The organism is Enterococcus sp. 5H (genome assembly GCF_028128615.1).
In the GTDB taxonomy this organism is placed as follows: Bacteria; Bacillota; Bacilli; order Lactobacillales; family Enterococcaceae; genus Enterococcus_L.
In genome coordinates this window covers 1-12,485 of sequence record NZ_AMDP01000014.1, presented here as the reverse complement: position 1 = coordinate 12,485, position 12,485 = coordinate 1, and the positions used below count along the sequence as shown (strand labels likewise).

General features: G+C 33.7%; 9 protein-coding genes. 2 read left to right on the top strand and 7 right to left on the bottom strand.

Going from position 1 to position 12,485, the window contains the following annotated elements; translation table 11 throughout:
• Positions 1 to 47: 47 nt before the first annotated feature.
• The 4 genes from C240_RS03785 to C240_RS03770 all read right to left on the bottom strand — a co-directional run bounded on the left by C240_RS03785 (position 48) and on the right by C240_RS03770 (position 4,439).
• Positions 48 to 1,688: a peptide ABC transporter substrate-binding protein gene (locus C240_RS03785; RefSeq protein WP_271491184.1), complete on the bottom strand. Its 1,641-nt coding sequence runs from the start codon at positions 1,686 to 1,688 to the stop codon at positions 48 to 50.
• Between the two features lie 41 nt (positions 1,689 to 1,729).
• Positions 1,730 to 2,107 (bottom strand): OsmC family protein, encoded by a 378-nt coding sequence (locus C240_RS03780; RefSeq protein ID WP_271491182.1) that lies wholly within the window; start codon positions 2,105 to 2,107, stop codon positions 1,730 to 1,732.
• Between the two features lie 186 nt (positions 2,108 to 2,293).
• A complete protein-coding gene (locus C240_RS03775) occupies positions 2,294 to 3,634 on the bottom strand; it encodes a metallophosphoesterase (protein ID WP_271491180.1) in 1,341 nt (446 codons plus the stop codon).
• A 37-nt stretch (positions 3,635 to 3,671) separates the two neighbouring features.
• A complete protein-coding gene (locus C240_RS03770) occupies positions 3,672 to 4,439 on the bottom strand; it encodes a MerR family transcriptional regulator (RefSeq protein WP_271491178.1) in 768 nt (255 codons plus the stop codon).
• 101 nt (positions 4,440 to 4,540) lie between these two features.
• Between C240_RS03770 and C240_RS03765 the strand changes: the two genes are divergently transcribed.
• Both C240_RS03765 and C240_RS03760 read left to right on the top strand, forming a co-directional pair.
• The gene (locus tag C240_RS03765) at positions 4,541 to 6,283 is read left to right on the top strand and encodes an ABC transporter ATP-binding protein (RefSeq protein WP_271491176.1); all 1,743 of its coding nucleotides are present in this window, start codon (positions 4,541 to 4,543) and stop codon (positions 6,281 to 6,283) included.
• Positions 6,283 to 8,067: an ABC transporter ATP-binding protein gene (locus C240_RS03760; protein ID WP_271491173.1), complete on the top strand. Its 1,785-nt coding sequence runs from the start codon at positions 6,283 to 6,285 to the stop codon at positions 8,065 to 8,067. Before C240_RS03765 ends, C240_RS03760 begins: the two co-directional genes overlap by 1 nt.
• A gap of 545 nt (positions 8,068 to 8,612) precedes the next feature.
• Here C240_RS03760 and C240_RS03755 read toward each other — a convergent pair.
• The 3 genes from C240_RS03755 to C240_RS03745 form a co-directional block, all read right to left on the bottom strand.
• Positions 8,613 to 9,878 (bottom strand): glycosyltransferase, encoded by a 1,266-nt coding sequence (locus tag C240_RS03755; RefSeq protein WP_271491170.1) that lies wholly within the window; start codon positions 9,876 to 9,878, stop codon positions 8,613 to 8,615.
• A gap of 415 nt (positions 9,879 to 10,293) precedes the next feature.
• Positions 10,294 to 11,400: a tyrosine-type recombinase/integrase gene (locus tag C240_RS03750; RefSeq protein ID WP_271491168.1), complete on the bottom strand. Its 1,107-nt coding sequence runs from the start codon at positions 11,398 to 11,400 to the stop codon at positions 10,294 to 10,296.
• Positions 11,401 to 11,540: 140 nt separating this feature from the next.
• A partial coding sequence (locus C240_RS03745) for a nucleotide sugar dehydrogenase (protein ID WP_271491165.1) occupies positions 11,541 to 12,485 on the bottom strand: 945 nt, incomplete at its 5' end.

The window sequence follows — 12,485 nt, the reverse complement described above, 5'->3', positions numbered from 1 at the left end:
TTAACAAAAAAAGCAAAACGGTTAGATTCGTTTTGCTTTCCACACTTTTATTCAATTACTTGGATATATTTAAAACTATAAGGGGAACCGAAGCTATGTTTTACTACTCCCGTAATCTTCGGATTTTGTAAAAGAGCTGTCTGTTGTTGATAAATCGGAGCAATTGTATAGTCTTCAGCTAATAGAATATGTTCTGCCTGTAATAAATCAGACCAGCGTTTTCCTTCATCCGATGCATCTGTATTAACAGCGGCTTCAATCAATTGATCGTATGCTGGACTATTGTAGTTAATGTGATTGAGTCCTGAATCAGAAGCAAACATATCTAAATAAGTGATTGCATCTTTAAAATCTGGCATCCATTGACCAAAAGCAATATCATAATCTCCTGCTAAGTAGCGTTCTTGCAGATTATTACTTGGTAAGGTAGTAATCTCGAATTTCACGTCTGGCAATACTTCGTTTACTTGACTTGCTAAGTATTCAGCTGTTTTTTTATCCGTATCAGTATCTTTGGTTAAATAAACTAAGGTGAACTCATCTTGTTTAAGCTCTGATTTTGCTTGTTTTAACGCTTCTTGTGCCGCTTCTTTATCGAATGTTTGCTGAACACCATTTTCTTTACGGAAATCTTCGCCCGTTTCAGGGTTTTGAACAAAATTTTGCGGGATAAAGCCAGTTGCAGCAATTGATCCATCACCTAAAACATTTTCAACAAAAGTTTCACGATCAATAGCCAATGAAATCGCCTTACGTAACTGTGTATTTCTTAATAATTTGCCTTGACCTTGATTAAAACGAAGATAGCCCATCTTAGTGTCATTTTGATTTTCAAAATCAGCATCATTTTTATATTGTTTTGAAAATTCGCCATCAAGTACCACACGATCTAATTCATCTGTTTGATATAAGTTGACCGCTGTACTAGTTGATTTGACAACCGTCGTTTGGATTTCATCTACTTTTACATTCTCTTGATCCCAATAATCAGGATTTTTCACGTATTGCCATGTATCTGAATTTTGCTCCCAGCCAGTTAAAGTGAATGGTCCATTGTAAAGGGTTGTTTCACTAGAAGTTCCATAGTCACTACCTTGTTTTTCAGCAAAAGCTTCATTGATTGGGAAAAATGTTTCAAAAGTTAATAAAGAAGTGAAATACGGAATCGGTTTGATTAAATGAATAACCAGAGTGTGCTCATCCGGCGCTTCAACACCAAGTTCTTCCGGCTTCATTTTACCTTGATAAATTTCATCGGCATTTTTTATTGACGAAACAAATAAGCTAGCGTACGATGGCGCTGTCTCTGGTGTAACAGCTCTGCGCCATGCATAGAGAAAATCTTGTGCCGTTACTGGATCACCGTTTGACCATTTGGCATCATCACGTAATGAGATTGTGTAGGTCAGTTTGTCCGTACTAATTTCTGGCAAGGCTTTTGCTACTGCAGGTATAGTTTCATCCTTATCATTTAATTGATACAACCCTTCCAAAACTTGATTTTGAGCATTAAAACTAGTAAAATCTTCTTCCTGCGTGGTATCTAAGGTCAGTAATTCAGCTGGTTCAGTAAAATGAACAACCGCTTTTTTGGTTTCTGATTCACTGGATTCAGTTTTTTCTGCCGCATTACACCCAGTCAAAAACACCATAAAAACGAGTAAACTAACAGTTAGAGACTTTTTCATATTATTCCTCCTATTTATACGTACTTGTAATAGTTAATCAACTATAGAAAAATCACGTTTTCTACAACCACAATTTCTGGATCTAGTGATTGTATGACCGGACAGTTCTTAGCGATTAATTTTAAGGCACGTTCCGCTTTTCCTTGATCAGCTTCTGTTACATGAAGAGAAAATACGATTTCTACTCGGCTCAACGGTTTAGCTGGCTTTGTTTCAGCCCGTTCATAAGATATTTCTACGTGTTCAAACTCAAATTCTACCTGAGAATTGGTTAATACTTTTTCATATACATAGGCACCGCATGCACCAATTGATGCAACTAACATTTCTACTGGTGAAAAACCGATGTCTTTTTTCAATACCCAGTTGCCACTTTTATGTACTAGTTCAAAACCTTTTTCACTTGAAATTAATTCCATGATGATAGCTCCTTTTTAAATGACATTGATTATTTAATGCTGTTTTTCTTATCATAATAGTATAAAAATCTAAAAAGGACTAATAGTTAATTCCAAGGTATGATAACTAAAAGCTATCAAGACATTTTTTCAAAAAAATAAGCTGCTTCTCTGCTTTACAAAGAAACAACCTATTTTTAATTTTATTTAGTAGTCTTTGCTCAATTGATTATCTGCTTCATTTTTATCTTGCATGATTGAATCCAGATATTCTTTTAGAAACGGACTATATTTTGCGATAATTTGATAACCCTGCTCTGATTTTAGCTGTTTCACTTCTTCGTCTGAAGAATAATCATTCCCAGAGAAAAAGCGATAATTCATTTCACCCACGAAATCTGCAGCAATATCCAATTCCTTGCCATCTTCCATACCAGCTTCAATCAGCTGAGCATAACCTAATTTTCTGCCATCTTCGACAAAGATTTCTTTCATGTACTTTTTATAGTTCAATATATCGGGATTCGGGATGTTATTCTCCTTCGCCCAAAGATCAACATTATTTTCTTTTTTCTGATAATCGAAGGTCGTATTGGTTAAATTTACAACACCATAACTTTGCGGCGCAATTGCAAATGAACTAGACACAATCTCTGTAATCGGCTGTTCATCAATCGTTTTAGTCATAATATCTTGTGCATGAATATGTCCAGAGAAAACAAATTGAACTTGATAGTCCGCCAATACTTGCCTAAATTCTTCAGCATTATTAAGCACAAATCCGTTAGACAGCATTTCATTGTGAGGATACAGATTGTGATGCATAAAAACTAAGGTCTTTTTCTTTGCTTGTCGGCTTTTTTCTAGCTGTTTCTTTGCCCAATTCATCGTTCGTCCACGAATTGTTCCCCCTGTGGTAGGTCTAGTTAACTGATGCCCGTCTTCTGTATAAATGTTTGAATCGAGAAAAAGAAAATCATAGGTCTGATTCACTGCTACTGAGTAACTTAACGAATTAGGATCATAATTAGTTGCGCCTTGATAACCGCAAGCAGCAAATATTTCTTTGAAATCAGCTATGGAAATTGCCTCTGTTTTTTCTTGTTTATCGCCAACGAACTTTCGTGCCCAGCCGTCATTTACGTCATGATTTCCTGGAATTACAAATACTTTTATCCCTTGATCGCTTAGTTGTTTCAATAACTCTGCTAGTTTTTCCGCACTGACTTTCTCACCGTTTAACGTTAAATCACCTGTTACAATTAACATATCCGGCTTTTGTTTGATCGCATTGTCAATTAGTGCTTGCCAGCTTTCTGCTTGATAATCCAATTCTTTACCAGCTGCAGTTTGTTTGATTTTAGTATAAGCTTCTCCTGAATCGGTTAAGCTTTTATCAAAATAGTGTGGGTCACTGAGAATCCAGAATTCAATATTTTCTTTGTTAAACAACGTTTCTGGTTTATCATTTTTTTGCCTTGTAAAATAAAATATTACAAAGATTACTAGCATAACAGCTAGCAGAATCAAGCCCCATCTTTTCTTCATTTTAACTAGTCCCCATTCGTTATCTGTCAACTCTATTTTATTTCTTCACGTCAATCCAAGTTTTGTAAAAATCAATATAACGTCCTTCTTTGTCTTCTGCAGTCATAATATAACGACCAATCGCCGGACCAGTTTGATATCCTTGCTCTTTGAGTAGTTGTTGGACTTGATTAAAATTGTTTTCTAGCGGATTATCTGACTGGATCGTTAATAAAAACTGTTTTCTCCGTTTTTCTGGTTGATCTGATTTTTGCCAAAGCGTTTGTTCTTCGACAAACTCATCTTTTTTAACAGAAAAACCATAAATAAATTCTTTGCTTGTTTTCCCTTCATTATACACGATTAAATTTGCCGGGTTTTCAATGTAATCCTTTAACTCATTAGGATCATTTAAATCAATCGGAATAATTCTTTCTACATCAAGCGGATCATCTGTAAAACCTTTTTCTTTTAATTCTATTAAACTAAGGATCTGCTCTTTTCTACGTTTGATCCCTTGTTGTCTTTTTTCAAGTTCAGCTAATTCCGCTGCTACTCTAGTTTCCGTTTCATCTAAAATTGCCCATAATTCCTCAGGAGATTTACGATAAAGATTCGTCATTTTATTAATAGGAATATCCAATCTACGGTAAAAATCAATATCACTCAACGTCAATAAATCTTCCATATCAAACATACGATAGCCATTATCTCTGTTTCTTGATGATGTCAGCAAATTCATATCATCCCAATAGCGGATTTTAGACTTGGGTAAATTCATCATCTCAGCGACTTGTCCGACAGTTAATAACTTCTCTTTTTCCATAAAATCACCTCTTCTTTTTAATTATAAACAAAAAACATTGACATTCAAGCCACTTGAAGGTGTAGAATTCTTTAGGATTGATGTAAAAGGAGGAATTTATAATGAAGATCATTCATTTTTTCATTAAAACAAACATTAAATTAATTTTGGTAACAATTCTTAGTCTTTGTTTGCAAATCATTGGAACACTAGGCGTTCCAATGTTAGTTGCTAAACTAATTGACGAAGGGATCGCCAGTGGAGATAGTCGCTCTATCCAGATTATTGGCTTACAAATGCTAGCTATGGCATTATTTGGTGCCATTTCAGCTATCATCGGAAGTTATCTTTCTGCTAAAGTAGCAGCGAAATTCGGTTTTGAAACACGAAAAATGTTTTTTGATAAAATTCAAACATTCTCAATGAAAGATGCCGACTATTTCGGTACTGGCTCATTATTAACGAGAATGACAAATGATGTGGATAATATCCAGCAAATGATTGTCTTGTTTCTACAATTAATCTTGCCTGCACCAATTATTGCGGCATTTTCACTTTATATGACGTTTACTTATTCAGCAACGCTTGCTTTAGTCCCTTTAATTGCGATTTTACTTTTTGGTTTGATCGTGTATCTTCTAATGAAAAAAGGCACACCGTTATCTTTACAGATTCAACCAAAAATGGATAAAATCATTGTTACGCTACGAGAATTTTTCACAGGAATTAATATGATTCGTGCTTTTAACAATCAAGATTATGAGGAAGAACGGACAAATAAACGTTTTTCTGAATATGCGGATGGCATGATTCGAGTTAATAAAATCTTTTCTTTTATTACTCCTTTTGCTTTCTTATTAATGGGAATCGTTTTTTCTTCTATTTTATGGTTTGGCGGAAATCTAGTCGCCGTTGGAACCCTTCAGATCGGTACTGTCTCAGCTGTGGTGGAATATTCTTTATTAACATTAGCTTATCTAATGATTGCCGCGATGGTTCTTGTTATGATGCCAAGATCGCTGGCTTCCGTGGAACGGATTGAAGAAGTCCTTAATAAAAAAGCTGAGATTCTGGATGCTGAAAAAGCTGTTACTCTGATAGAAAAACAGAATGCTGAAGCAACTTTAATTGATCTAAATCATGTGACATTTAGTTATGACCATGCCGATGAACCTGTTTTAGAAGATATTCATTTTAAGATTCCTAAAGGTAAAACCACAGCAATCGTTGGCGGAACTGGTTCAGGAAAAAGTACTGTAGCCAAACTTTTACTCCGCCTTAGCGATATTTCTAGCGGAAAAATTTTATTTGATGGCGTTGATATTCGAGATCTTACACAAGAGGAACTGCGTTCTAGAATCAGTTATGTTCCACAAAAAGCATTTTTATTTAGCGGAACTATTAAAAGTAATTTGGAAATGGGATTGCCTAATGCAACACCGACTGAGATGAACCATGCCGCTGAGATAGCTCAACTTTCTACGTTTTTATCAACATTGGAATTAGGTTATGATTCGTTTGTTGCTCAAGGCGGGACAAATTTCTCCGGCGGGCAACGTCAACGTTTGTGTATTGCTCGTGCGTTAATTAAACCTGCTGACATTTACATTTTTGATGATAGTTTTTCTGCCCTTGATTATCAAACAGATGCAGCACTTAGACAAGCACTAAAAAATGAAATGTCTGATAAAACATTATTAATCGTTGCTCAACGTTTAAGCACAATTCAGCAGGCAGATAATATTATCGTTCTGGATGAAGGTAAAATTGTCGGTCAAGGAACTCACGCTGAACTTTTAAATAGCAACCAAACCTATCAAGAATTTGCCCGCTCACAAGGAATCTCATGGAAGGAGCAAGCATAATGGAAAAAGTAGAACAAGTAAATAAACAAACCTTAAAACGTTTCTTTAAATTAATTAGAAAGGAACGTCCAATATTTTTAGGATTAATCTTAAGTAGTCTGATCGGTAATGCATTAGTAATTGCCATGCCTTTTGTTATGGGGATTGCAATAGATGATTTATTAGCGCTTATCAAAACGGAAGGAATCGGACAAATAACTTTCTCAATGATCCAAGACGCTATGCTGATTCCTGTACTTCTTTTGATTGTATTTTCAATTTTCAGCAGTTTAATGTCATTCATTCAAGAGCGAGTAATGGCTTCTCTAAGTGAACGAATTACTTTAAGAGTGCGAAAAGAAGTCACCAAAAAATTCAAAGCTTTACCTATGTCGTTTTTTGACCAACACCAAGTTGGGGACATTTTAAGCAGAACAACAACAAGTTTAAACCAGCTTTCACAAGTTTTCTTAACTGGGATCAATCAGTTTTTCACATCAATCTCAACAATTCTTTTTGCAGGAATCATGCTCTTTTATATCGATGTAAAATTAACATTGATTGTTATTGGTTTAATTGCATTAAGTTCATTCTTAACTGGAAAAATATCTAATAAAAACAAAGCATTAGCTGAAAAAAGTCAAGCTGAACTTGGCATCATGAATAACCAAACGGAAGAATTTTTATCTGGAAATTTGGTAACCAAAACCTTTAACCAACAAGATCAGGTAAAACAGATTATCGCTGAAACAAATCAAAATCATTATAAAGCATTTTTAAATGCTCAATTTATGAACTTTGCGATTTATCCAGCGATTCGTTTAATTAATCAATTAGCTTTTATAATTAGTGCGATTCTGGGTGCATTTTTAGTCGTACAAGGCGGTATTAGTATTGGGTTACTACAAGCTTATCTACAATACATCAATCAAGTTTCCGAACCAATTTCTACCGCTTCATATGTGATTAATTCCATTCAGGCTGCATTAGCCGCAGTTGATCGAATCTTTGAAATCTTAGACGCCGAAGAAGATATACCTGAAAATACTGACCTTAAAGTGATCGATCAGCCGACAGGAGCGATTGCTTTTGATAAAGTAAAATTTGGTTATTCTGAAGAAAAAATCTTGATGAAGCAAGTTGACTTCTCAGTTAAACCAAAACAAATGGTAGCAATCGTTGGGCCAACAGGAGCAGGAAAGACAACATTAGTTAATTTATTGATGCGTTTTTATGAATTAAATGGCGGAAAAATCACTTTTGACGGCGTTGATATTACAGATCTTTCACGGATGAATTTACGGGGAATGTTCGGAATGGTTCTACAAAACACATGGTTGTTTGAAGGAACTATTGCTGAAAACATCGCTTACGGTAAAATGGATGCGACTAGAGAAAAAATTATTGAAGCAGCTAAAATTGCTCAATGTGATCACTTTATCCGTACCTTACCAAATGGTTATGATTCCATCATTTCCAGTGAAAATGGCTCGTTATCTCAAGGTCAGCAACAATTATTAACGATCGCCAGAATTATTTTAGCAAATCCGCCAGTTGTTATTTTAGATGAAGCAACTTCCAGCGTGGATACAAGAACAGAAGCTCATATTCAAAAAGCGATGGATGAAGTGACAAGTAATCGTACCAGTTTTGTGATTGCCCATCGTTTATCTACGATTGAAAATGCAGATTTGATTTTAGTGATGAAAGATGGCGATATTGTAGAAAAGGGTACTCATCAGGAATTGCTGGCCCAGCCTTCATTGTATGCATCGTTGTATAATAGTCAATTTCAGCAGACGTAAAATGAAAATTTAAAAGTAACCTCTCTCTCAAATGATCAAGAAAGCCAATTTGCTGCTGCTCATCTTAAACTTTCTGGAGATCGAGACAAACACTCATAAGGGCGTTACCCTCACTAAGCAGAATGAAAACAAGAAAAGTGATCGACCTACAGGCTATCGCCTGTCATACTATAGATGACAGAAGCGGATTGTAGGTCGATCACTTATTGAGATTCTGTTTCAAGTGACCTTTATTAGGGCTTTTTTCCAATAATTAACAGTAGAACGCGGTAGCCAATCGCTTGTAAAATTTGGAGAAAGCTATCATGACTTGCTATTTCTTCCTAATGTGAAAAGAAATTTTAGCGATAAACTTTCTAAATAGAATAGTTTTTAAGATTCAAAAAAACTCAATAAGCAACTAAAAAATAAATTTTTGTAAGAGTAACAAATCTAGTTTAAAAATATATGTTCGACTTAAATTGAGAAATATAGAGCTACTTTCTCTAAGTATGTTTTTATTTAAAAGATGATTATCTCCAAAATACAATACCATTTTTCTATATCTATCTAGTTGACCAACCTGTTCTAAAAATCGTTAAGAGTGAATATATTCTAACAAAAAGCAATACTACTGAATAACCTAATGAATAATAAATTGAAAAAATATACGTAAGAATGTTTTTCTTAGAATAGTAAATATTGGTTAGGTAGCTAACCAATATAAAATATATACTCGCTATAATTGCTATATCTATCGTAATTTTAAGGCCCCCTTTATATAACACAACAAACATACCAACCAAATTATATAACCAGAGATAAGTTTCGGTCATTGACCACATAATCGCAATTGGTCTAATAAATGCATATCTAATTGAATAAAGGGATATAATATGTGCTGATTTTGCCCACCGACATTGCTGCTTAAATAATTGTCTAAAAGTAACTGGAACATCTGTATAACATACGGCGGTATACTGAAAAACTGTTTTATAACATCTTTCCAAGGAAATATCTGTCAATAACCTATCATCACCCGCTGAACAAGGTACACCAAAAAATTTTTCTTTCTTAAACACATCTAAGTTACGCCTGACAAATCTGGCACGATGTAAACTTAATGCTCCTGAACATACAATTACAGAACCCGTTTGAGACTGGGCAGATCTGCCTAATTGAAAGGAATTAGAGTAAAATATATCCTGAACTTTAGTCCAATAACTTTCATTAACATTTCTAACCTCAATTCGTCCAACTACTGAACCCACTTTATCCGAGTAAAAAGGCCTCACCATTTCTTCAAGTGAATTAGTAGTAATTTCTCCATCAGAATCTAATAATAAAAATAACTCCCCAGTGGCTCTTTGAAAAGCAATAGCTTGAGCTTCTTTTTTTCCTAGATTTTGTTTTAAACGAATGCTGATTAAGCTAGTCCCTCTATTTAATGGGTTTATATTTTTCAATTTATTTATATCAATATTTTTAACTGCTTTAAAAGCTTCATCACTACTACTTCCATCATCAACAAATATTATTTCGTGTATTTCATAAGTTTGCTTCAAAATTGACCTTATAGAATTTACTACTGATTCTACAGATTCATTATAGCTGGGCACAATTACTGATACTTTAAATTTTTTTACTGGATGGTAACAGGGTTTATATGAAAATGACAACACTATTTTGACAAATAAGTATACAAAATTAATTGAGTAAAATAAGTATACAAATTTATATTCTGAATAATTGAATCTTCTAAAGAAAAATATGGCAGTAATGAATATAACACCAAATAGATAGGGTAATATAATTACCACTTTTTTCTTCATTTTTTTAACTCTCCTATTTTCTTTATTATTAGAGTACATTATATAAAATAAGTATCTATCTGTTTTGTACTAAAAAATTGATTTAAAATAATATATATCGGTTGAAATTTCAATAGAAAAAGTTAAATTATTTTGGCTTTTCCCTTATTTTTAAACTACTGTGGATTAAATGGTTAGCTATCGAAACTTACGTACGAACATAATCATAAAAAAAATATATTATAATTTAATAAGTATGGATTAGTTTCTTCAAAATCTAATTACGTTGTTATATATGCTTATTACTTTTTATAAAAAACACCTTATTTAACGAGTAACTCTATAATAGATACTCCACTATACCTAAAACAAAGTTCACATTTAATGTAAGTAGACATCTACAAAAATTTTGCTAAAGTTTGATCCTCTTTTAAAATTAATTAAAATGATTCAATTTATTAATTATTTTTTTCTCTTCTTCAAAAAAGGATGTTACATAGAAATCCAACGTCATTTTCGTTGACGAGTGACCTAAAAGTGAACTTATTGCAGCAATATTTCCACCTAACTCTAGGCATCTAGTCGCAAAGGTTCTCCTTAAAGAGTGAAAAGTAATGTCCTTGATTCCACACTTTTCACATATTGTTTTAAAACGATATGAAACTGTACGAGGTTCTAAAGCTCCATACTTATTCGAAATAACATATTCACTCTTAGACTGTTTTTTAACAGCTGTTAATTTCTCCATCAAAAAACTTGTCATAGGAATTTTTCTATGAGAACTATAACTTTTAGGCATGGTTTCAACAACTATTGTTTTACCATTGTCCCCACTTCTTTTATAAATCCTCAGTATAGTTCGATTAACTTCTAATGTTTCATTAACAAAATCAATATCTTCCCACTTCAAACCACATATTTCCCCAATTCTTAGCCCTGTATTTAAAGCTAGAATAATTGAAAAATATTTAAGCTCTTTGTTTGCTTCTTTAACAAGTACTTCTTGGTCCTTAATCGATAATACTTTGTTGACTTTTCTTTTTATCTTAGGAAGCTCAACATCCGTACACACATTTACAAACAAAAAATTATGCTCTACGGCTTGATTAAAGCATTTTTGTAAAACAGAGAAAACTGTTCTGATTGAGCTTGGTTGTAAAGTTTTCGCCATTGTTTTCAATATTTCTTCAATATTTTTTTTTCGTATTGATTCTAATTTCAAGTGCCCTATAATTGGGATTACATGTACATTCATTTTATTTTTATAACTAGAAAATGTGCTTTGTTTGACATTCGGTCGCACGTATAATTCTAACCAATAATTTGTCCAATCTTGGAAATTACCATCATATTCTATAAAAGAATTATTATTATTTGTTTGATTTTCAAATTTTTTTAGTATAAGTTGATCTTTTACTATGGAGTACTTAGTACCATAAATATATCCATAATGTACTTTGCCACTTTCTTTTTTTCCTTTTACATATCGTCCTTCCCAGCGCCCATCTTTTCTTTTATAAATATTTTCTCCTTTTCTTGCCACCGAATCTCTCCTTTTCGCACTAGACTAGTAATTATATTTTAGAGATATTAGAAATGTAATTTGAACTCAACTACTCTTTGAACAAAAATCAATCAGGAATGTAAAAAAGTGAAGGTGAGGCAAGATAACAGTAATAGTTTCTATATTTTTTTGACTACCTGACGCGGATGTTTTCCACCGCCAATTCTGAAAATCTTCTCTTTGGCTTTTTTGTAGGTATGACTCATATCCACAATTGTTTGGCTTTCGTTTAGTAACGTTTGATAATCAATGGAGCTATGTTTTGTTAAAATAACGACACAATCATATGAAGCAAAATCGCAGGTAGTTGCTTGAATCACTGGGATCTCTTCCCCATGTTGGTCTTTAAATGAAGAAACATATGGATCCAGAACAGCTACATCGGCGTGTTTTTCTCGTAATCGTTCAAAGATATCTAAGGTTGGTGATTCTCTGATGTCGCTAATATCTGATTTATAAGACAAACCAACTAATAAGATTTTGGCGTTTTTCACTGATTTTTCCTGCATGTTTAGGGCTTCATGAATTTTATCCACGACATTAAATGGCATATTCATATTGATTTCTTGCGACAGTTCAATGAATTTATTGAAAAACTTGCTTTGTTTCCCTTTCCAATACAAGTACATCGGGTCAAGCGGGATACAATGTCCACCAACTCCTGAACCGGGATAAAAAGGCATATAGCCAAACGGTTTTGTGGCAGCCGCATCGACCGATTCCCAAATATCAATATCCATCCGTTCACACATCATCGCCATTTCGTTGATAAACGCAATATTGATACTGCGGAAGGTATTTTCAAGTAATTTACTCATTTCAGCTGTTTCAGGCGAGCTTACCACCACCACTTGGTCTAATATTGAACCGTAGAGGACTTGGCCTAATTCAGAACTTTCTTCCGTTATCCCGCCAATTACTTTGGGTATATTTTTGGTTTGAAACGTAGCATTGCCCGGATCAATCCGTTCAGGTGAAAAACATAAAAAGTAATCCCGATTTATGTATTTATGTTGCTGTTCTAACTTATGATGAAATAATTCTCTAGTTGAACCGGGATAGGT